Annotated in this window: 19 protein-coding genes; 11 read left to right on the forward strand and 8 right to left on the reverse strand. The window is 34.7% G+C overall.

Annotated features, from left to right (window positions below; translation table 11 throughout):
• The first annotated feature begins 13 nt into the window (after positions 1-13).
• A complete protein-coding gene (locus tag Q0972_RS12485; RefSeq protein ID WP_299366049.1) occupies positions 14-1,645 on the forward strand; it encodes an Ig-like domain-containing protein in 1,632 nt (543 codons plus the stop codon).
• Here Q0972_RS12485 and Q0972_RS12490 read toward each other — a convergent pair.
• From Q0972_RS12490 to Q0972_RS12500, 3 genes are all read right to left on the reverse strand, one after another.
• Positions 1,629-2,408, reverse strand: coding sequence for an amidohydrolase (locus Q0972_RS12490; protein WP_299366050.1), 780 nt, complete (start codon positions 2,406-2,408; stop codon positions 1,629-1,631). The two genes, Q0972_RS12485 and Q0972_RS12490, sit on opposite strands and share 17 nt — an antisense overlap.
• A gap of 3 nt (positions 2,409-2,411) precedes the next feature.
• A complete protein-coding gene (locus Q0972_RS12495; RefSeq protein WP_299366051.1) occupies positions 2,412-2,711 on the reverse strand; it encodes a hypothetical protein in 300 nt (99 codons plus the stop codon).
• Positions 2,712-2,963: 252 nt separating this feature from the next.
• Positions 2,964-4,106: a methionine aminotransferase gene (locus tag Q0972_RS12500; protein ID WP_299366052.1), complete on the reverse strand. Its 1,143-nt coding sequence runs from the start codon at positions 4,104-4,106 to the stop codon at positions 2,964-2,966.
• Between the two features lie 251 nt (positions 4,107-4,357).
• Between Q0972_RS12500 and Q0972_RS12505 the strand changes: the two genes are divergently transcribed.
• From Q0972_RS12505 to Q0972_RS12540, 8 genes are all read left to right on the forward strand, one after another.
• Complete coding sequence (locus Q0972_RS12505; RefSeq protein WP_299366053.1) at positions 4,358-5,848, forward strand: tetratricopeptide repeat protein; 1,491 nt, start codon at positions 4,358-4,360, stop codon at positions 5,846-5,848.
• 154 nt (positions 5,849-6,002) lie between these two features.
• Entirely contained in the window at positions 6,003-8,813 is a 2,811-nt protein-coding gene (locus Q0972_RS12510) for a TonB-dependent receptor (RefSeq protein WP_299366054.1), read from the forward strand.
• Positions 8,791-9,828: a phytase gene (locus Q0972_RS12515; protein WP_299366055.1), complete on the forward strand. Its 1,038-nt coding sequence runs from the start codon at positions 8,791-8,793 to the stop codon at positions 9,826-9,828. Before Q0972_RS12510 ends, Q0972_RS12515 begins: the two co-directional genes overlap by 23 nt.
• A 94-nt stretch (positions 9,829-9,922) precedes the next feature.
• Positions 9,923-10,699 carry a hypothetical protein gene (locus tag Q0972_RS12520; RefSeq protein ID WP_299366056.1) on the forward strand — a complete coding sequence of 259 codons (777 nt, stop codon included), beginning with the start codon at positions 9,923-9,925 and terminating at the stop codon, positions 10,697-10,699.
• 51 nt (positions 10,700-10,750) lie between these two features.
• A complete protein-coding gene (locus Q0972_RS12525) occupies positions 10,751-12,841 on the forward strand; it encodes a S46 family peptidase (RefSeq protein ID WP_299366057.1) in 2,091 nt (696 codons plus the stop codon).
• 46 nt (positions 12,842-12,887) lie between these two features.
• Positions 12,888-14,030 (forward strand): AraC family transcriptional regulator, encoded by a 1,143-nt coding sequence (locus Q0972_RS12530; protein WP_299366058.1) that lies wholly within the window; start codon positions 12,888-12,890, stop codon positions 14,028-14,030.
• A gap of 69 nt (positions 14,031-14,099) precedes the next feature.
• Entirely contained in the window at positions 14,100-14,531 is a 432-nt protein-coding gene (locus Q0972_RS12535) for a DUF2141 domain-containing protein (protein WP_299366059.1), read from the forward strand.
• Positions 14,528-15,127: a DUF2306 domain-containing protein gene (locus Q0972_RS12540; protein ID WP_299366060.1), complete on the forward strand. Its 600-nt coding sequence runs from the start codon at positions 14,528-14,530 to the stop codon at positions 15,125-15,127. The genes Q0972_RS12535 and Q0972_RS12540 overlap by 4 nt, the downstream gene beginning before the upstream one ends.
• Before the next feature lie 21 nt (positions 15,128-15,148).
• Here the strand turns inward: Q0972_RS12540 and Q0972_RS12545 are convergent, their stop codons facing one another.
• From Q0972_RS12545 to Q0972_RS12560, 4 genes are all read right to left on the reverse strand, one after another.
• Complete coding sequence (locus Q0972_RS12545) at positions 15,149-15,691, reverse strand: DUF1569 domain-containing protein (protein ID WP_299366061.1); 543 nt, start codon at positions 15,689-15,691, stop codon at positions 15,149-15,151.
• Positions 15,692-15,728: 37 nt separating this feature from the next.
• Positions 15,729-16,541: an SDR family oxidoreductase gene (locus Q0972_RS12550; RefSeq protein ID WP_299366062.1), complete on the reverse strand. Its 813-nt coding sequence runs from the start codon at positions 16,539-16,541 to the stop codon at positions 15,729-15,731.
• Between the two features lie 191 nt (positions 16,542-16,732).
• On the reverse strand, positions 16,733-19,117 hold the full coding sequence (locus Q0972_RS12555; RefSeq protein WP_299366063.1) for a TonB-dependent receptor: 2,385 nt from the start codon (positions 19,115-19,117) through the stop codon (positions 16,733-16,735).
• Between the two features lie 137 nt (positions 19,118-19,254).
• Positions 19,255-19,431, reverse strand: coding sequence for a hypothetical protein (locus tag Q0972_RS12560; RefSeq protein ID WP_299366064.1), 177 nt, complete (start codon positions 19,429-19,431; stop codon positions 19,255-19,257).
• Between the two features lie 13 nt (positions 19,432-19,444).
• On the opposite strand from Q0972_RS12560, the gene Q0972_RS12565 reads away from it, so the two are divergent.
• Positions 19,445-20,452 carry a sensor histidine kinase gene (locus tag Q0972_RS12565; protein WP_299366065.1) on the forward strand — a complete coding sequence of 336 codons (1,008 nt, stop codon included), beginning with the start codon at positions 19,445-19,447 and terminating at the stop codon, positions 20,450-20,452.
• A 4-nt stretch (positions 20,453-20,456) separates the two neighbouring features.
• A complete protein-coding gene (locus tag Q0972_RS12570) occupies positions 20,457-21,209 on the forward strand; it encodes a LytTR family DNA-binding domain-containing protein (RefSeq protein ID WP_299366066.1) in 753 nt (250 codons plus the stop codon).
• Positions 21,210-21,406: 197 nt separating this feature from the next.
• Here the strand turns inward: Q0972_RS12570 and Q0972_RS12575 are convergent, their stop codons facing one another.
• Positions 21,407-21,877 (reverse strand): very short patch repair endonuclease, encoded by a 471-nt coding sequence (locus Q0972_RS12575; RefSeq protein ID WP_299366067.1) that lies wholly within the window; start codon positions 21,875-21,877, stop codon positions 21,407-21,409.
• Between the last annotated feature and the right edge of the window lie 97 nt (positions 21,878-21,974).

Below are 21,974 nucleotides of genomic sequence, written 5' to 3' on the forward strand. Positions count from 1 at the left end.
AAATTGTTTCTTTGTGCAAAATTATTTTAAGCTAATGCCATTGTCTTTAATGCGAAATTTAAGAATAGTTTTCTTTGCCCTTATTTTGGCAAGTTGTGCCAATCGTGGTTCGCCTGGTGGTGGTGAAATAGATCAAGAACCACCAGTAATTATCGAAGAACAGCCTAAAAATTTCTCTACTAATTTTAAAGGTGATGAGATTATAATTTATTTTGATGAGTACGTGAAAATAAATGATTTAAGAAAGCAACTTATTATCTCACCACCAATGGATACAGAACCTGTTATCGTTCCCATGGGTGCTGCAAGTAAGTATATTTCCATTAAGATAAAAGATACACTAAAAGAGAATACCACATATGCGTTCAATTTTGGGGAGAGTATTGTAGACAATAATGAAAGTAATCCATATCCTTATTATCGTTACGTTTTTTCTACTGGCGATACCATTGATTCGCTATCGGTAAAAGGCTATGTAGAAGACGCTCTACTAAAAGAACCAGACACATTTATATCCGTAATGCTTTATGAAGTAGATTCCTCTTATACAGACTCGATCGTATATAAAGAAAAACCCAGATACATTACCAATACCTTAGACAGTGTCACAACATTTAGTATTGATAATATTAAAGCCGGAATATACAAACTTGTAGCGCTAAGCGATAAGAATTCCAATTATAAGTTTGACCAAAAAGACGATAAAATTGGGTTTTATGAGGATTATGTTTCGGTTCCTGATTCATCAGAGCATGAGTTGACCTTATTTAAAGAAGACGTAAACTTTAAGGCCATAAGGCCAAAACAAGAAGGAGCGTCTAAGATTATATTTCCATATGAAGGCGATTATAAGTCTATACGTATAAAAGTACTAGGCGATACGCCAGAGGGCTACCGAACAAGGATTGTAAAAGATCCTGAGACGGATACCCTGTACTATTGGTATAAACCAAAGTTTGAAGTAGATACTACTTTTTTTGTAGTGACGAACGGAAAGCATATTGACACTTTTAAGCATCGTTTTAGGAAGCTAGATGCGGATTCCTTGGAAATAAATACAATAACTAGGGGGACATTGAACACTGAAATGGATTTTACCATTGAAGGTACTGTCCCGTTTACAAGCATAGACACGTCAAAAATTGAATTAATTAATCGAGACTCTCTAAAAATAGATTATAAGGTTGAATATGATTCCATATTAAACCGCTACAGTTTTCCTATTGAAAAAGAAGAGGCCCAAAAATATTTTTTTAAAATCCTCCCAGGAGCATTTACGGACTTTTATGAGGGCATAAACAAAGATACCTTAGATTATACATTCAGGACTAGAAGCAAATCTGAGTATGGTAATATTAGGGTTAATTTAATTAATGCCAAGTTTCCTTTGATAGTGCAGTTGGTAAACGAAAAGGGCGAAGTACAGTATGAACAGTATGCTACAACGTCACCTATTGTAGATTTCTTTGATTTGTTGCCAAAAACATACGACCTTAGAGTAATATATGATACCAATGGTAATGGTAAATATGACGCAGGAAATTATTTATTGGGAATTCAACCAGAACGAGTAAGCTATGCTCCTCAAATAGATGAGGTTAGAGCTAGTTTTGACAATATTATCGAATTTACACTTCTAGATTAAAATTATCACGATCCTTTAAGAAACCGAGTTTATTCCTATATTTTTTAATGTGATTCTTTTCAAGAGTTACAACATTTACTGCTACTTCATTTACTGGTAAGGTATCTATTCTATGTCCTAAGACATCATAAGCTGCCGAATGCCCCGTATATTCATAGTTATTGCCATCTAAACCAACACGGTTAACACCAATGCAGTAACTCATGTTTTCAATAGCACGTGCTTTTAGTAAAGTGTCCCATGCATCGACCCTTACTTTTGGCCAATTGGCAACATATAGTAATAGGTCATAATCTTCTATATTTCTTGCCCATACAGGGAAACGTAAATCATAACAGATTAAAGGGCAAATCTTCCAATCCTTATAGTCAACAATAACTTTTTCTACTCCAGCGGTATAAACGTTGTGTTCACCTGCGAGTGTAAACGTATGCCTTTTGTTGTAATGTGTAATTTTTCCTGAAGGTTCTACAAATACTAAGCGGTTAAAGTAATTCTTGTGTTCATAAATGACTAAGCTACCCGTTATAGCTGCTTTTTTTTCTTTTGCGAGTAGTTTTAACCAAGATATTGTCTTACCATTCATTGTTTCTGCTACTGAAGCTGCATTCATAGTAAAGCCAGACGTGAACATTTCTGGTAAAACAATAAGGTCGGCACCTTGTATGGTACTGACCTTATCTAGAATATTTTTCCTGTTAGCTTCGGGGTTTTCCCAAACTAAATCGGTTTGTATTATAGCAACGGTTAGGGAATTGCTCATGAGTTATAATTTTCGTTTTGCTTTTTCGGCTTTTTTAGTCAACTTTTCAATTTTTTCAAGCCATTTACTGTCATCTACTGGTGATAATTTCCCTCTTTTCTTTAGCTTTTCGTATTTATTTTGGGCCTTGGCTAGTTTATCTTGAGATTTTTTATAATTAGCTTTGAGCTTTTGTTCCTTTTTTAAGGCTTTTTCAGCTCTTTTTTGCTCTTTTCCGGCTTTTTTTACTGATTTTTCGAGCTTTTTGGCCTCTTTTTCTTTTTCCTTTTCGAGTTTTTCTTTCCTTTTTTTTTGCTTTTTCATTTATTTCCGTTTTCTCGGAAATTGTCGCAGCTTCTTTTAAAATGATATATTTTTTTTCGATATTGAGCGTATCGGTTACATCTTCACCATTTAAGAATATTTTTTCTTTTTTAACCTCATAGATTTTTCCATCTTTTTTAATCTTTTGTGCTAAAGATACTAATGAAAATCCTAGAAATAAGATTGTAATGTAAAATTTCATGTCATTTGTTTTAATTCAAGCTTGAGACACAAGAATGTGAAAAAAGTAACTTAAATTCTACATAAAATCTCAGCAGCCTTAATCAAAGTTTCATCAGTTTTTGCAAAACAGAAGCGTAATACCATATCGTCTTTATCAGCTTCATTAAAAACAGAAAGTGGAATCGAAGCGATTTTGTGATCTTTGGTTAATCGTTTGGCAAAATCTACATCGTGCTGATCTGTAATTTCCGAATAATCCAAAACTTGAAAGTATGTGCCTTGGGATGGTCTAAACTTAAAACGGGATTCAGAGATTAGATTCAAAAATAAATCGCGCTTTTGTTGAAAAAAGTTATTTAGATTTAAATAAGTTTGGGAGTCTTGCATATAATCAGCTATGCCTTTTTGAGCAGGATGATTCACAGAAAATACATTGAATTGGTGTACTTTTCTAAATTCGGACATCAAGTATTCTGGTGCGCAGCAATACCCAACTTTCCAACCTGTGTTATGAAATGTTTTACCGAATGAAGCGGTCACAAAACTTCGATGCTTTAAATCGTTAAACAAGCAGACACTTTGATGTAATGTTTCATCAAAAACGATATGTTCATATACTTCGTCACTTAGCACAATGATGTTTGTATTCTTGGTTAAGTTTTGAAGCTGCAGCATATCGTCTTTAGACCAAACAGTTCCGCTAGGATTATGAGGCGAATTAATAATAATCATCTTGGTCTTTGAGGATAATTTTGAAGCTACCTCCTGCCAATTGATTTTGTAATCTGGAGCTGAAAGCTGGATGGAAATCGTTTTTCCGCCATTAACTTCAATAGCTGGTTGGTAGCAATCGTAGGCAGGTTTAAAAATGACGACTTCATCATTGGGTCTTATAAAGGCTGAAATAATAGTATAAATGGCTTGAGTGGCACCGGCTGTTACGGTTATTTCTTTTTCAGGATGATAATTGCTACCGTACAATAGCTCATATTTATCGGAAATTCCTAATCTTAAGTCAAGATTACCAGACATCGGCGCATATTGGTTATAACCATTGTTCAAGGCATCCGTAACTAAATCATTTAATTTTTGTGGACTCGAATAATTGGGGAAGCCTTGCGACAAATTAATAGCGTTATATTGATTGGCCAGTGCACTCATTACCGTGAAAATAGTGGTACCTACGTTAGGGAGTTTTGAATTGTAATCCATTCTGAAATATACTATAAGTTAGGCATAAATCAAGATGAAAGTCAACAAAACGTTTCATAAAGGTTAAGCAAAATTTAAATCGTTACTAAATAAATAAAACTGTAATGATACAGTAAAGATCATTTAGGATATTGGGACTAATAATTTACTTAATTAATCGATTCGACCAGCGCGTGAGAAATTTTTGCATTTTTGTAATTTTTTTGTTTTGCAAGGTTTTGTATGCCCAATCAAGTAGTAAAGAATCTACTTTGTTAGACAAAAAACTTTACAAGCTTAAGGTTGAATTGGAAACAGCTAAGACGGCGTTTAATGTACCTAAAATTGCTAATGCACAATTAAGGCTCGGAGATTTTTTCAATCAATTGGGGCTGTATAGTGAAGCGACTAAGCACTATCAAGCTTTTTTGGATATACATAAGTCCGAAGATTCAGTATTGGTTAATGTTCAAAATGTTTTAGCTAAGATTAATCTTAATCTCAACAAGTATGAAGACGCTAAGCAACACGCTCTAATAAGTCAAAAGACCTCATCGCAAATCAATTTTCTAAAAGGAAAAGCTGTTTCAAACACTTTATTGGGAAGTGTATCTGAGAAGCAAAGCAATTACGAAGAGGCTTTGCAATACCAAAATGTTAGTCTATCTATTTTTAAGACTTTGAATGATAGTACTGGTTTAGCAAGGACCAATGAGAGTATTGGTAGTATATACGAGGACTTAGAGCAATATGATTTGGCTTATAGTTATTTCCTAATGGCATCTCAATATGCGGTAAACAGTGATAGTGATTTGCAAATAAACATTATAAATAATCTTGGTGATATCTACCGAAAAACAAAAGCCTATGACCAAGCCATTGAGAAGACTCAAAAAGCACTTCAATTGGCAAAAGATAATAACAATCAAACGCAACAGGTCAGTGCTTTAAAAGACTTATCAAAAATCTATGCTGAACTAGGTGATTTTGAGAAAGCATTTCATTATTTGAATAATCAAAGTATTGTCAATGAGAATGAACTTGTGAAGAATAATACGCAATTAATTAGTGCTATGGAGGTATTATATGACGTAAAAGAAAAAGAGGCTGAGGTTGAGCTGCTTAATAAGCAAAATCAAATAAACAAAGTACAGCAACAAGTCACTTTGGTATTAGCAAGTGCTGCCTTTTTGGCTTTTGTAATTGGTCTATTATACTGGAACAAGAGAAGAAAGCACGAAAAACATATTTTCGAATACAAACAACAACTTTTACAAGCCGATCTAGATAAAAAAATAGTAGAGGAAGAGGCATTAAATCGCGAAATTGATATCAAAATATCATCCCTTACCAATTATAGTCTTCATCTTGCACATAAGAACAAGATGTTATCGGATATTTCTAAAACACTGACAAAACTAAGAGGAAGAAACAACGAGTTAATAGATAAAAAACTCAAGGACTTGGTAAAGGACATTGAGAGCGATCTCGACAATAAGAGTGAATGGACAGAACTAATGGGATATTTTGGTCAAATTCATCCTGGATATTTTGAAACGCTCAAAAAAGCGGCTTCCCAGAAATTGTCCTCATCAGAAATGCGCTTGTGCATGTTACTTAGATTAAATTTATCATCTAAAGAAATTGCCGAGATACTTCATATAACTTCCGATAGCGTTAGAATAGCGCGATATAGACTCAGAAAGAAACTCCCGCTAGATTCAAAAGAAGACCTACAGGAATACTTGCTCAACCTGCAATAGATGTTTTCTAAACATTAATTTAAAGTTACACAAACGTAAATGTTGCTATGTTTTATATGGGTTTATTAAAGCTTTTTGCTTTTTGTTAACACATACAAAAAGTGTTAATGAAGGCTTCAAATTAGATTTGTATCAAACTAAAATCAACAAAAAAATGAGACATTATTTTTATCTTTTTTTACTGCTTTTTCCGGTCTTAGGATTTTCCCAAACCGGTAATTTAAAAGGTGTTATTGCAGATGAGCAAGGTATTCTTGTACCTTATGCTACAATTTCTATTACGGATTCAAAGAAAGGAACAGTATCTGATATTGATGGTGAGTTTCTTCTACAGAATGTTCCTGTTGGAAAACAAATACTTATTATTAAGTATTTAGGATATGCAGATCAGGAAATTGAAGTCGATGTTATTGAAAATGAAACTGTAGAGATAAGTATCACTCTTAAGACTGAGGAAGAACAGCTCGATAGCGTCATTCTTACAGGTTTTAGTGGTGGACAGGCAAAAGCCTTGAATATTCAAAAAAACAAACAAAATATTACCAATATTGTTTCTGCGGATCAAGTAGGGAAATTTCCAGATGCCAATATTGGAGATGCCGTGAAACGTATTCCTGGTATTACAATGCAAGTAGATCAAGGTGAGGCAAGGAATATCATTGTAAGAGGTCTTGCGCCACAGCTAAATTCAGTGACTTTAAATGGCTCTCGTATTCCCTCGGCTGAAGGTGACAATAGAAACATACAAATGGACTTAATTCCAGCAGATATGATCCAAACCATTGAGGTAAATAAAGCCGTAACACCAGATATGGATGGCGATGCCTTAGGAGGCTCCATTAATTTGGTAACACGTAGTGCACCAGAAGGGTTTAGATTATCGGGAACTTTGGGCTCTGGAGTTAACTTCATTACTGACAAGAGAATATTAAATGGAACATTTATAGTTGGTGACCGCTCAAAGGATAATAAGTTTGGATGGATGGTTTCTGCTGCAATCTTTGATACGGACTTTGGCTCGGATAATTTTGAAGCAGAGTGGAATGACGAATTTGAGTATACCGATGAAAATGATGAGGATGTCGAAGTAGGCGTAAATCCGTATACAGATGTTGTGGAGCAACGTACTTATATCATACAACGTGTGAGACGTAGTTTTTCCGCAAATTTTGATTACAGATTCAATGCTAACAACAAAATAGAGTTACGTACAATGTATAATTGGCGAGATGATCGTGAAAACCGCTATGTGTTTGCTCAGGAAGTTGACGGTAATGGTCCAGATGATTTTGTTATCGATGATAATGGCACATTAACTAGATTCCGAGTTGAAGCTGCGCGCGAAACCAAAGCGGGTATAGACAATGACAGAAATAAAAATACGCGTCTTGAAGACCAGCGTATGCAAAATTACACATTGCAAGGTGAGCACCTTCTAGGAAATGTGAAATTAGATTGGTTGGCATCTTACGCTCAGGCCTCTGAAGAACGTCTTAACGAAAGATATGCGCAGTTTGTATCAGATTATAATGTTAATGTTTTAAATTCTGATCCTGAGTTTCCGCAGTTTGTCGCAGTTGATGCAGGTGATGATAACGATTTAGCAAGCTTTGAATTCGACGAACTTACCGAAGAAAACCAATACACCGAAGAAGAAGATATTAATCTATTTTTAAATGTCGAACTTCCAGCAGACTTCTTTGATCAAGGTGATGGTTTTGTAAAGTTTGGGTTACGTGGACGATTTAAAAATAAGTTTAGGGATAATGACTTTTTTGAGTTCGATTCAGAAAGTGATTTCCCTAACATGGCATCCATTCCCACAAGAGACTTTTCAGATCCCGATTTCTTAGCAGGTAGCCAATATCAAGCAGGATTTTTTGCTACTCCAGAATGGCTAGGAGGTATAAACTTAACAGGTGGAAGTGAGGTTTTAGACGAGTTTTTGCCTGTAAATTATGATGTTGAGGAAAATGTATATGCAGCTTATGCTATGGCAAGCCAAAAGCTATCGGATAAATTTACCGTATTGGCTGGATTACGTGTTGAAAACACTCATGTAAGTTCTTCAGGCTTCTTAGTCAATGAAGATATTGAGGATGCTGATGATGCCGAACAAGTAACTTCCGAGAGTTCTTATACCAATATTTTACCGAGCGTCCATTTAAAATATGATATAACGGATAACACTATTCTTCGTTTAGCCTGGACGAATACTTTGGCCAGACCTAATTACGAAGATTTAGTACCTACTGTCGATACAGTTGATTCTGATGAAGAGATTTTTCTAGGTAATCCAGAGCTTGAAGCTACAACCTCTATGGCTTTTGACTTAATGGCTGAGCACTATTTTAAAAGTGTTGGTATTTTATCAGGAGGTATATTCTACAAAGACATAAATGATTTTATATATGTGCTGCAATCTGAAGATGAAGCTACAGGTTTTGATATTTTTCAGCCTCAAAATGCAGAAAATGCTACCGTTTTTGGCGCTGAGGTGTCATTCCAAAGACAATTGGATTTCTTACCTGGATTTGCTAAAAACTTCAGTGTATATTTAAATTATACTTATTTAACATCATCAACAGATGGTGTGTTTACAGAAGATGGCGACGAACGTAATGACTTAGACTTACCTGGTACTGCACCAAACATGTTCAACGGTTCTTTAGCGTATAACGACAAAAAGTTTAATATCCGATTATCAGCTAATTATTCAGATGCTTATATTGACGAAATTGGGGGTAGAGCTTTTGATGACCGTTACTACGATGAGCAGTTTTTGTTAGATTTTAATGCCAACTATGCCATTACTCCAAACTTAAGAATCTATGTAGATTTCTTAAATATAACGGATCAGCCGTTAAGATATTTTCAAGGCATTAGCAACAGAACTATGCAAGCTGAATACTACGGAAGACGCTTAACTTTTGGATTGAAATATGATTTGTTTAAGAAGAGATAGCTATTTTTTAGTTATCATTTTAATTACGGTTGTCTTTTATTCTTGTGGTCACAGACTGCCAGAAATTAAGGCAACTGTAATAACTGAAAAGACACCTCACGATACAGATGATCCTGCCATTTGGATTAACAAATCAAATCCTGAAAAGAGTATCATTTTTGGTACGGATAAAGATGACGTCAATGGTGGAGTTTATGCTTTTGATTTAGAAGGGAAAATTATAAATGAAAAATCATTAAATGGATTGAGTTATCCTAACAATGTGGATGTTTCTTATGGGTTTAAATTGAATGATACTACCTCAATAGATATCATGACATTTACAGAAAGAGCAAAGAATCAAATACGATTGTTTTCTGTTCCTGATATGAAAATGCTAGATAATGGTGGTTTTAAAGTTTTTGAAGACGATTCTGAAATAGTTAATCGTAGACCTATGGGTATTGCTTTCTATAAAAATGTAAAGGACAAAATCACTTATATTATAGTGGGTAGAAAACAAGGGCCTCTCAAAAATTACTTATACCAATACCAATTGATTTCCGATAGCTTGGGCATTAGAATCGATTTGGTAAGAAAATTTGGCAACTTTAGTGGTAAAAAAGAAATAGAGGCCGTAGTTGTCGATCAAGAGCTTGGTTATGTGTATTATTCAGATGAGGATCATTGTATAAGAAAATACCATGCTGACCCAAAAAAGGGAAATGAAGAATTAGATTGTTTTGGTGCGGATTACTTTAGTCGCGATATTGAAGGCTTGGCCATAGCAAAGTATCAAAATAATTCAGGATTCTTAATTGTTTCAAATCAGCAGTCGCACAGCTTTTGCGTATTTGATAGACAGACAAATAATTTTATAAAAGAAATAAATCTAGGAACTGTAGAAACAGATGGTTGTGATGTAACGACACAGCCATTGGGAAATACATTCCCGAATGGCCTGTTTGTCTCAATGACAGATTCACAAGAATTTTTATTTCACGATCTAGGAAGTCTTAATCTAAATGAAGATTAACCTTCATAATTCTTTAAGTTAATTGAGCCCCTTTCTAGGAATAGAAGGGGTTCGTTTTTACAATTAAAATAGAGTTTTAGCGTTCTCTATGTCAATGAAAAGAAGACTACTTGTCATAGGATCGGTTTTAATATTTGGATGCAAACCCGAATTAAAAAAAGATATTTTTGTGACTGATAACACAGGTGTTCATCTTAATCATAAACCATTAGAATATTCTTTAGACTCCTCAAAACTTGGTATTAGTTTTATTCCAAAAGGGAATTACATTTCAGTTTTAGATAAGATTAAAAACCATAGAAGCTTTTTTTTGAATTTGTATAACTCCAACTCAGCCAAAGCATCGGATTCAGTATCAAAATATCTATATTCAAAATTGTTAAATGATATTGTACCGCATTGGTATGGTACGGCATGGGATTTTAATGGTCACACAAACATTCCAAATAATGGTGAGATAGCCTGTGGTTATTTTGTATCTACAACTCTAAAGCATTTAGGGTTTAATCTCAATCGCTATAAAATGGCACAGGCAGCAGGTTTGGATGAAGCAAGACTTTTACAGTCTAGAGCAAACCTAAAAATATATTCTAACCTGTCTTTTAAGCAATTAAAGGATAAAGTTGTTAATATATATTCCGATGGAATTTACTTTGTAGGGTTGGATAATCATGTCGGTTACCTCATTCTAAAAGATAAAGAACTCTACTTTCTACATTCAAGTTATTGCGATGACAGAGTGGTTATAGAACTTGCCAAAACGTCTCCTTGTTTTCAATCAAATATTTATGTTTTTGCCGAGATAACCACCAACAAGGATCTTATTAAAAAGTGGATTCATAATGAGGAGCTTAAACTATCAGGCAATTAACAAGATATTGCCTGTCTTTCCTATCTTTGCAGTCACACTAAATTAAATACCATGAGAGTCTTAAAAATCATCATCTTTTTTATCGTATTACAAGTTTCTGCACAACAAGGTGGTATGTGGATACCATCGCTTTTGAAAGGGATGAACGAAGATGAAATGCGTAGTTTGGGAAGCAAGCTAACAGCTAAAGATATTTATGATGTAAATAAATCTAGTCTTAAGGATGCTATTGGTCATTTTAATGGTGGTTGTACGAGTGAGGTGATTTCGCGCAAAGGTTTGTTATTGACCAATCACCACTGTGGGTTTAGTCAAATACAGTCGCATTCATCTTTAGAAAATGATTATTTAAAAAATGGGTTTTGGGCTATGTCCTTAGAAGAAGAAATACCCAATGAAGGCTTATTTGTAGAATTTATAGTTAGAATTGTAGATGTCACTAGTGTTATGTTAAAGGATGTCACCGATACCATGACACCTCGCGAAAAACAATCGCAGATAGACAAGAACAGAAATAACGTTGAAAAGAATGTAAAAAAAGAATCGTGGCAAGGGGTTAAAATACGACCTTTTTATAAGGGCAATCAATATTTTTTATTTGTAACAGAGCGCTTTGAAGATGTGCGTTTGGTAGGTGCACCACCTAGTAGTATTGGTAAGTTTGGTAGTGATACCGATAATTGGGTGTGGCCAAGGCATACAGGAGATTTTTCTATTTTTAGAATTTATGCCGATAAAAACAATAGACCTGCAAAGTATAGCAAAGATAATGTGCCGTACAAGCCAAAACACTTTTTGCCAGTCTCTTTAGATGGTATAGAAGAAGGGGATTTTACAATGGTATTTGGCTTTCCGGGACGTACAAATGAATACCTCCCTGCTGTAGCTGTTGAGCAAATAACACAAAAAGTAAATCCTTCTAATATTGCAATAAGAGAAGCGGCATTAAAAGTCATTGATGCTAATATGAAAGCTAACGATCAAGTTAGGATTCAGTATGCTTCTAAGCAAGCTCGGATTGCAAATGCGTGGAAAAAGTGGATAGGCGAAAATCAAGGCATTGAAAAAAGCGGAGCCATTGCAATTAAACGCCAATTTGAAGCAGAATTTACTGATGCACTAAAGGCACAAGGAAAAGAGGGCGATTATGGAATGCTATTGCCCGAATTTGATAGACTTTATAACGAGTTTGAAAGCATTAATGTAAAGCGAGGAAAATTTATTGAAGTCTTTCTAAGAACCAATGAACTCATGCAAATGATGTTGCGTATGGCTCAGCTCGAAATGTCTGTGAGTCGAGGAGAAGAAACCTTCAATGAAACACGCGAAAGCATGATAAACCTATTAAAAAGGATTCATAAGAATTACAATGTTGATGTGGATAAAGGAGTTTTTAAAGCTGTAATGCCTTTGTTTATGCCAGATAAAGTTGATGCTTTTATATATGAGGGTACAGCTTTTACAGAATTAGATAAGGCATTAAACGTTTTGGATGGTGATTCTGAAAGCGTCATTACAAAGTTAAACGCCGATATCGCGTACCAATTTGCCAAGCCCATAATTATGGAGTTTTATTCGTCTTTTGAGCCAGAATTTCAACGATTAAATACAGAGATTAATGCGCTTCAAACGAAGTACATGAAAGCACTGATGGAAGTTATGCCAGAGGAACGCTATTTTCCAGATGCTAACAGTACCTTGCGTGTTACTTATGGTAAAGTAAATGGTTATTCGCCTAGGGATGCTGTCTATTATAATCCAGTTACGTATTTAGATGGTGTTATAGAAAAGTATGTGCCAGGGGATTATGAGTTTGATGTACCGCAAAAACTAAGAGATTTGTACAAAGCCAAAGATTATGGTGAATATGCTGATAAAAATGGAAAATTACCCATATGTTTTTTAGGAACAAATCATACAACGGGCGGAAATTCTGGAAGCCCTGCTATTGATGCAAAAGGTAATTTAGTTGGGTTGAATTTTGACCGTGTTTGGGAAGGAACTATGAGCGATATTTATTACGACCCTGAAATATGCAGAAACATTATGGTCGATTTGCGCTATGTACTTTTTATTATTGATAAGTATGCAGGTGCAAAGCATCTTATTAAAGAGATGAAATTGGTGCATCCAAAGCGATAAGTTATGTTAATACTCTAAAAGCTTATAATACTTTTAATATTTAATATTGGAAAAGATAATTGATATTCTTTTTAATGGCTTTAGTATTGCAGGTATTATTCTTGGTCTTTATTTACTGTTATCGGGATTACGGTTAAAATATGTAAAAACCTATTTCCTTAAGGCATGGCTAATTGTAATTGTTGTACAGATTACTTTCTACCTATTAAACATCAATACTGTTTTACCCAATAACCTCATTATAAACTACTTTGCTTTTCCGCTATGTATGCTACACATGCCATTATTTTATTTGGCAATTGTTGATTTAACCAGAATAAGGCGAATTACGAGCTTTGAAATAGTACTGCATATTTCTATTTATTTAGTTTATGTGGGCTGTTTAATTTGGATAAATAATACAACAACGCAAGATATTTTAATTATCGATGGTTTTATAAATCTACCTTTTGGGTTGTCATCCTTTACTTATGCATTTATCGGAATACCTTTAGCTATTTCGGGTTTCATTTACAGTGTGTTATGCCTAGTTACAATGATACAGTATAAGAAGGTTTTAAAGGAAAACCTCTCTAATACGGATAGGTATCAATTAAACTGGATTAATTATATGGTATGGGCGATAGTTTTGCTTTTTATTGTTATTTACTTGGTTATAGTGGCACGTACAGATTTTCACCTTACCAGAGCGAGCTTCACCTTTAAGTTTGTAAATATATTTCTCTTTTTCTTTTTGCTAGCTTTTGGTGTGAAATATCAAAAGCAGCTTATCTACTTCATAAAAAACGAAGTGGAGCCATTAAAGATTCTAACCAAGACAAAATACCTAAATTCTGCTTTAACAAAAGAGCATATGTCGCTCATATCTGAAAAGCTCAATTTACTCGTAGTAAATGAAAAACTTTATCTAGACGAATATTTATCACTGCAAAAAGTAGCTGATTTACTTAAAGAATCACCACAAAATATTTCACAGACCCTCAACAATCACCTCAATACGAATTTTTATAACTACATAAATGCTTTGCGTTTAAGTCTTGCTGAAAAAAAACTCCGTGATCCTCAATTTTCTAAGTTGAGTATTATAGGAATTGCTATGGATTCTGGATTTAAGTCTAAGTCTACCTTCTACAAATTGTTTAAACAAAAAACAGGCAAAACACCTACGGAGTATAGAAAAATAAGGTGAAGGTTTCCCTCCCGATTTAAATAGACTTCTCATAAAACCAAGCGTTGTAAACTTGGAAAAACAAAAATCATGAGAACTTTATTAATTATTTTATTAGGTAGTTTAACACTACTCTTTCCTCAAAAAGATGGCATTTCCAATACACAAAACGCCACATTAGAGATTAGAATTACAAACATTAAAAAAATGAAAGGCCATCTAATGGTCGCGGTGTTCGATACGGAGTCTAAGTTTTTGAAGGATTTTAGTATTGCAAAACGAGAAAAAGTTAGCGATGAAGTACATGTATTAGCATTCGAAGATTTACCAAAAGGCACTTATGCTATAAGCATATTCCATGACATCAATGATAACAAAAAGCTGGATGGTAATTTTATTGGTATTCCCAAAGAACCTTATGGTTTTTCTAATAACCCAAGTACATTTTTCGGACCACCTTCTTTTAAAAAGGCTTCGTTTAAGATAGAAAATGAGACAAAAACTATTACTGTTAAATTATGAAGCTGCGCATTTTTTTCAACTTTTTTTTGTGGTCTGGTACCTTTACGATGCTTGTAATGTCCATGCATTATTTTCAAAACTATGTTACTGGTATTATTCAAGGGAAGTCTTTATCCAATCAGCTTTGGTACCATATTGTTTTTAGGATACATATTGTTTTTGGTATATTGGCTATGCTTGCAGCTCCGACACAGTTTTCAAAAAAATTGAGACAAAGACACATCCTATTGCACAAGACATTGGGTTATGTTTATGTGCTAGCAGTATTCTTAAGTGGATTAAGTGGATTGATCATAGCACAATTTGCAATGGGTGGATTAATGTCAAGGCTTGGTTTTTCATTCTTAGCCATACTATGGCTTTTGTTTACTTATAAAGCCATTACTACAATATTGAAAAAGGAAGTCAAAAACCATCAAAAATGGATGATTCGAAGTTTTGCTTTAACATTTTCGGCAATCACATTAAGACTCATGTTGTTGTTGCCATTATTTTTTGATATTGAATTTATAACAATTTACAAATTAGCTTCTTGGTCATGTTGGATAATAAACCTTGGCATTGCAGAGCTAATAATAAGTCGAAATAGGATTTAGATATCGTTTTTGGAATTGTTTTTATTCTTCTAGAATATCACTCACAATCTTCAAATGGTGCATGGTGTGCACTTCCATAAACCTGATGGCTTGAGCTTTATTGAGTTGACCAAAGTAGGGATGGTTAAAATGAGACTTTTTATCGAAGAGTTTTAATTTTTCAACATTAGCTTTAGCCATATTAATTTGAAGAATAAGACTTTCCGTTAAAATGCTATCAGGCGGTCTTACAACACTAGGAGATTGAGCTCTTCCTCTTGGGATATGTCCTGAGGATAATGATAATATGCGGCTAAAATTAAAGTAGCTTTTGCTATAATCATCTGGATTCGAAATTTCTAAGGTGTCTGTAATCTTATTTATTGTTTTGAGCATATGGTCTAGATGCCATGCCACGTCAACAGTAGATATACTAGAATCTATACTGTCCCGAAATTGAACTTTTGTGTCAATTTCATTGATTAAGGGTAACAGAACTTCTGGATTACTTTGACTCATTTTACATCTCAAAAACAGTACAGCTATAAAGGTAAGTAGTATTATAATTAATAGTCTTTTTTTCATCTTAGTATGTTTTTTGAAAGGAATTTTGGCTCCTAATTCATGCTTGTTGTTTTGTAAACCCTTTCATCACTCGCCCCATAATACGGATTTTACCCCATCGCGGTGTCATTCTCAAATTGTAAACCAAAAATTTGGTTAAGAAACCCGGTAGTACAGTTGTTTTTTCTCCTATAGCATTTATTATGGGCAAAGCAACATCTTTGGGTTTGAGTGCTTTTGACATTTTCATATCTGCTCTTGCTGAAAATCCAGTTTCGACAGGTCCTGGTGCTGCACATAGCACATCGATGCCTTCAGGTTTTAATTCTATGGAAAGCGCTTCTCCTAAAGATTGTACGTAAGCTTTTGTCGCCGCATAATTAGCAGCATTAGGAACTCCTTGAAAAGCCACCATAGAACTTAAAAGTACGATAGCACCTTTTTTTGATTGACCCTTCATTTTTTTAGCAAAGTGGTGGGTTAAAATCAATAAGGATCTACAGTTAAGATCCAACATGTTTGTCTCTTTTTCTATGCTAGAGTTGATGAACTTACCTGATGTCCCATAACCGGCATTTAGAATAACGATACCTAAATTCAAATGTTCCGTTTCTTCTATTAAATGTATCACATCAATTTCTACCGATAAATCACCAGCTATCACTACGACATCAATGTTGTATGCTTCAATAAGTTGTTGCTTTAAAACGTCTAATAAATTCTTTCGTCGTCCAGTAACCACTAAATTAAAACCAGCTTCACCTAGCTTAATAGCCATTTCTTTACCAATGCCAGAAGTGGCGCCAGTGATGAGTATCCATTGGCCGTAATTGCCTTTTAGTCTTTTAATTGTTCTATCTTTAAGTTTCATTTTTATTTGTTTTAATTGTTTCGAGGCTGTCTAAAAAGTCGTCATCCCGAACAAAGTGATGGAATCTTTTCAAATTCAAGTTATTGATTATGAGATCGCCACCGCCGACAGCAGGCGTCGGCATGGCAATGACATTGGGTTTATGCCATTTAGGCAATCTTTTGATTTCAGCTATTAATCAATCTTAAAACTCAGAACTGAAATCTGTAACCAAAGTCAGGAAAAAACCCAATCTGGTCTACTTGATTTATTTCATTAGTCAATCGGTTAAATCGTCTTACAAATACATTTTCATTGTTGGTAAGATTTTGAAAATCAAAATAAAACTGGTGTGATATTTTTTTAGAACTACTATTAATTTTCAAACCAAATTTTAAGTCCCAACGAAAATAATCGTCGTACTGCTCGCTAAAAGCAATGTCCTCTTGTAAAACTTCAAAACCAGCCTCCTGTGAAGCTTCCAAATCAATCGGTGTAAAATAGCGTCCACCAGCAAAGCTCACCCTAGTATCAAAAAACAACATGTTTTTCCTGGCTTTACCAATAGGAAACTCGCGACCCGCTAGGAAGTTAATGACGTAGCCGTTATTAAATGGCGAGTTGCGTTCTATGCCATCACTACCTTCATACTTACTTTCAAAAATGGAAGTGGTCAACAATCCATAATACCCTTTACTGAAAAACTTTTCTATGGTTAATTCTATACCTTGGTTAAAACCTGTGCCTTCGTTAATTAAGGACACACGATCATTGTCAAATTCAAAATCTGCCCCTTCGGTTAATGAGGAATAACTCGACGGAAAGGCTTCTACAGCGGCATCACTAATATCTTGACGATACACTTCTATCTTTGCTCTCCAATCCGAACCGAGTTTAGTGTCATATCCTATGACATAATGATTACTACGAACAAAATCCAGGTCTCGGTTAGTTTGTATGATCTCACCATTAACATTTTCATTAAGAAATAACAGTGGAAATACGACGGATTGATGATGTAGGCCGTATCCAAAATTTAAACTGTTATTTGAGTTTATCTTATAGCTAAGACTTGCTCTAGGTTCTAACACAAATTGCTCATTAAGGGTGCCATATTGCGCATGTATACCAGCATTTAAAGTTATAGACTTAGTGAGTCTAAATTGACCTTGAATGTAAGGTTGAATAAGTGTGAGATTATCATCAATATCTATAAAGCTTGTTAAATCTGGGTCTCCATCACCATTTATATCGGGCTGTTCTTCTCGATCTCTTAATACGGCCTCTACACCAAAGTTCTCTATCAATATACCAGTTCTTAGCGTTGTTTTATTGCTTAGTTTTGAATTAAATAATGTTGAAAATGTCAACCGAGCTTCATTATTTGTGGCTTCAGTGTATAAAATAGAACGCTCTTGGGGTGTATCTTTATCTATAAATCGATTAGCAGTAATATCACTTTCCGAAACAGATCCCGAAATTACTGTTTTTAAGTACGAACTATTTCCAATGGTAATTCTATGTTTTAAGCCTACAACTCCAAAATTCGATCTCACAAATAGATCTTCATCCTCGGCAGCAAAAAGGTCATCTTCATCAATTTCATCACCTAAAAAATCAATATTGGAGTCTCCTAAAATTCCAAAAAGTGAAAAATTCCCCCATTTGGTGTCACCAAAGTCAAGATTGAAGGATACATCAAAGTAGTTTGGGGTTGCCACAGATCCTCCAGCTGCACCCGCTCCAATAATGCCTACCAAGGAATAGCGGCCAGCCACTAAAAAGGAACCATTATTTTTGCCAAAAGGTCCTTCTGCTGTGGCTTCTACTCCAGTAAATGCTCCTGCTTGTAGGGTGTACTCATACTCATCTTTATTTCCTTTTCTAAACCCTAGATCAAAGACACCGCCAAGGGCATTTCCGTATTCTGCTGGAAATGCTGAGGTTAAGAAATCTGAGTTTTTTAAGACATTTGGATTAATTGCTGAAACGGGGCCTCCTGTAGTTCCAAATGCCGAAAAGTGATTAGGATTAGGAATGGGAACACCTTCTAGCCGCCACAATAATCCTACAGGCGAATTACCACGTACTACAATATCATTTCTGCTGTCATCAGGCGAAGACACTCCGGCAAAGTTGGCAGCCAATCGACCAACATCACTTCGACCTCCCGAAAAACGGTTGACCTCTTCTAAACTAAATTGTCGGGCAGAAACGGCAGCTAACTTGTTTATGGACCGATCTTTGTTGGTTTCTGGTGTAATGATTACTGCATCTAGTTGATCAAAAGATTCGATAAGACTAACATCTATCACAGCATCTTTACCTGTGGTAACTACAATATTAGGGATGGTTATCGTTTCAAAACCAATGTAACTGATTCTTATGCTTTGTCTTCCGATGGGTACGTTCTCTAAAACGTAGTAGCCATCATCATCGGTTACGGTTCCCATTGGCTTTTCAGTGTCTAGTAGCTCTACCGTGGCACCAAGAAGTGGGATTTCAGATTGTTTGTCTATAATTTTACCCTTAATGATTCCCGTTTGGGCATAACTCAACGTACTCGATAGTACAAAGAGAAGAAATAACTTTTTCATAGTTTTTTTGATTTGTTTACTCAAAGCTCAATAGATATAATTGAAACGGAAATGCAATAGTTTTTAATTGTTGATTTTTGTCCTGAAGTGTTATTATCTATGATTGAAGAACTCATTTAATGTTAAATCATAGTATTTTACAATTGAACATTAAATCCTAACAACTGAAAAGGGTTTTTAACAATCCAATTATTCAATATACCATCTGTCGATTGAGTATAGTATATTTGATTACCATTAAGAAGTGTATTAGGAGTAAATGCGATGATAAGTAAAAGCTTTTTGAAGAAAATAGGATTGAGGTTCCTGGTCATTAATATTGTTTTTTTGGCCATTAAACTCTTTGTCGAAAAAGATCCTAATGAAAGTTACCTTAACAACACTACGATATTCTACTACTTTTCGACCTTCGTTCTTTTTATGACTACTTGGGAAGTCAATGATTGGTTGATAAAGAAAAGCAAGAACACACCCCAAAAAAATGAACTTGTAACAAATATTGCCATTTTCATCATCACGATTTTATTTGTTTTATCACTAGCTGCGATTATTTATTATCTAGGGATTTTTGAATTAAAGTCTATTTGTCAAATAGTAACTGATGATCCTTGGAAAGTATTCAAAATAGATATGTTTAGAGCCTTAGGTTTAGCAGCAGTATTTTCGGTATTTAATCAGTTTTATTGGGTATATAAGGACAAAAGAAGCCTCGAATTATCCTTACTCGAACTGAAAAAGGAAATGATGACATCTAAGTACAGTTCGCTTAAAAGCCAAATAAGTCCGCACTTTTTATTTAATAGTTTAAATACGCTAACCTCACTCATGTACGAGGATAGGGATTTGGCATCTGACTTCGTAACACGTTTGGCATCATGCTATCGTTATATTTTGGATAATAGAGAAGAAGATCTGGCTAGTTTGGATAAAGAACTACAATTTTTGGATTCCTTTATTTTTATGATGAAGGTAAGGCACGACGGCGCTATTTATATCAATACAAATATTAATATTAAAACCAATACAGTACTTATTCCTACACTCGCATTACAGATGTTGGTAGAAAATGCTTTGAAGCATAATTACTATTCTAAAGAGCAGCCTATTTCCATTGATATTAATGTTAAGGATGGCCGATTGATCGTTAAGAATAATATTAGAAAACGCGTAGACTCTGAAACATCCACAAAGTTAGGCTTGGCTAATATTAAAAAACGCTTAGCATTTTATACTAATAAAGACGTGATAATAGATGATGATAACGGCATGTTTAAAGTGAGTATACCATTATTGAGTAGAGATAAAATTATTGTGAAAGACTTAACTGTTGCCTAGTACAATGAAAGCCGTAATTGTCGAAGACGAAGACATAGCCTCTAGAAGACTAAGACACTTAGTCGAAGAGCTTGCGCCAGAATGTGAGATACTTGCACAAATTTCTTCGGTTGAAAGTGGTTTGAAGTGGTTTTCTGAAAACCAACTACCAGACCTTATTTTTTTAGACATCCAATTGAATGATGGATATGGTTTTGATATTATAGATCAGTTGCCAAAACATCCACCAATCATCTTTACGACAGCTTATAATGAATATGCCATACGAGGTTTTAAGTACAATGGGTTAGACTATTTATTAAAGCCAATTGATAAAAATGAACTTAAAAAAGCACTAGAAAAGTACACTAGCATTATTGATAGCAGACAAAATAATGCAGCAGATATTGATGCCATAAGACAGTTATTTACAAAAGCATACAAAAAGCGATTTATTGTAAAGATTGGTAACCAATTCAGTACCTATAAGGTAGAGGATATCGCTTATTTTATGGCCGATGAGGGACTTATTTTTTTATGTACTCACAAAGGACAAAAGTGCCCAATTGAATATACCATTGATCAACTTGAAGAAATTTTAGATCCTATTCAATTTTTTAGAATTAATAGAAAATATATGGTGTCTGTAAATGCGGTTGAAGAAATTCACAGCTACTTTAATTCTAGATTGTTACTAAAACTAAATCCACTACAAGAGGAACAGATTATTGTTTCTAGAGAACGCACCACCAACTTTAAGAAGTGGTTGGATATGTAGATTGGTGTTGGGTTGTTACGTCAGTTCGAGTGATTTACGATAGTGAATCGTATCGAGAACTTTATTACGTCAATGACTTTGTAGTTTTTGTACACAATTTCTTGAGACATTCCGACTGTGTTCACTGAGCGTAGTTGAAGTGACGTTCTAAGTTAATTATGACAGAAAACAATATCAAGTACCATATCATTTAAGCACTAATAAGTTCTCCCTGCATTAATATACATCATCACATCATTGATACAGGTTTTTAGATTGTCTTTAACCTCGTGTGCCCAAAACCGAAATACCGTATAACCCATTTCTCGCAATTGCTGATTTACTTCCTTGTCGCGCTGCATGTTGCGCTCAATCTTTGGAATCCAAAAATCTCTGTTGGTTTTTAGATGGTCTTTTCGCTCGTCCCAATTATAACCGTGCCAATATTCGCCATCGATAAACACGGCAAGCTTATATTTCTTAATGCTTACGTCTGGCCGTCCAGGCAATTGCTTGCTGTCTACACGATAGCGAACATTTTTCCCCCAAAGTGCTTTACGAAATAATAATTCGGGTTTGGTATTCTTACCACGAATTTTGCTCATTATCTTTGAGCGCTTCTTTGTGGTATAGAAACCCGCTTCTTCATTAAAGCGTGGGACTTTTATTTTTTCTTCTGAATACAGCATAGACCTAGAAGATACGAATTATTTAGACCATAGATGTGTCAGTTCGAGTGAAATTCCTCAAGAATTTTGCTAGCCTACCGAACAGACGGGCTCAAAG

This window comes from Winogradskyella sp., assembly GCF_028282165.1.
Lineage (GTDB): Bacteria > Bacteroidota > Bacteroidia > Flavobacteriales > Flavobacteriaceae > Winogradskyella.

Coding starts and splice junctions, on each gene's coding strand:
- Q0972_RS12490 (WP_299366050.1), bottom strand. CDS start 2,408: ATGAGCAATTCCCTAACCGTTGCTATAATACAAACCGATTTAGTTTGG.
- Q0972_RS12495 (WP_299366051.1), bottom strand. CDS start 2,711: ATGAAAAAGCAAAAAAAAAGGAAAGAAAAACTCGAAAAGGAAAAAGAA.
- Q0972_RS12500 (WP_299366052.1), bottom strand. CDS start 4,106: ATGGATTACAATTCAAAACTCCCTAACGTAGGTACCACTATTTTCACG.
- Q0972_RS12510 (WP_299366054.1), top strand. CDS start 6,003: ATGAGACATTATTTTTATCTTTTTTTACTGCTTTTTCCGGTCTTAGGA.
- Q0972_RS12515 (WP_299366055.1), top strand. CDS start 8,791: ATGATTTGTTTAAGAAGAGATAGCTATTTTTTAGTTATCATTTTAATT.
- Q0972_RS12520 (WP_299366056.1), top strand. CDS start 9,923: ATGAAAAGAAGACTACTTGTCATAGGATCGGTTTTAATATTTGGATGC.
- Q0972_RS12525 (WP_299366057.1), top strand. CDS start 10,751: ATGAGAGTCTTAAAAATCATCATCTTTTTTATCGTATTACAAGTTTCT.
- Q0972_RS12535 (WP_299366059.1), top strand. CDS start 14,100: ATGAGAACTTTATTAATTATTTTATTAGGTAGTTTAACACTACTCTTT.
- Q0972_RS12540 (WP_299366060.1), top strand. CDS start 14,528: ATGAAGCTGCGCATTTTTTTCAACTTTTTTTTGTGGTCTGGTACCTTT.
- Q0972_RS12545 (WP_299366061.1), bottom strand. CDS start 15,691: ATGAAAAAAAGACTATTAATTATAATACTACTTACCTTTATAGCTGTA.
- Q0972_RS12550 (WP_299366062.1), bottom strand. CDS start 16,541: ATGAAACTTAAAGATAGAACAATTAAAAGACTAAAAGGCAATTACGGC.
- Q0972_RS12555 (WP_299366063.1), bottom strand. CDS start 19,117: ATGAAAAAGTTATTTCTTCTCTTTGTACTATCGAGTACGTTGAGTTAT.
- Q0972_RS12560 (WP_299366064.1), bottom strand. CDS start 19,431: ATGACCAGGAACCTCAATCCTATTTTCTTCAAAAAGCTTTTACTTATC.
- Q0972_RS12570 (WP_299366066.1), top strand. CDS start 20,457: ATGAAAGCCGTAATTGTCGAAGACGAAGACATAGCCTCTAGAAGACTA.
- Q0972_RS12575 (WP_299366067.1), bottom strand. CDS start 21,877: ATGCTGTATTCAGAAGAAAAAATAAAAGTCCCACGCTTTAATGAAGAA.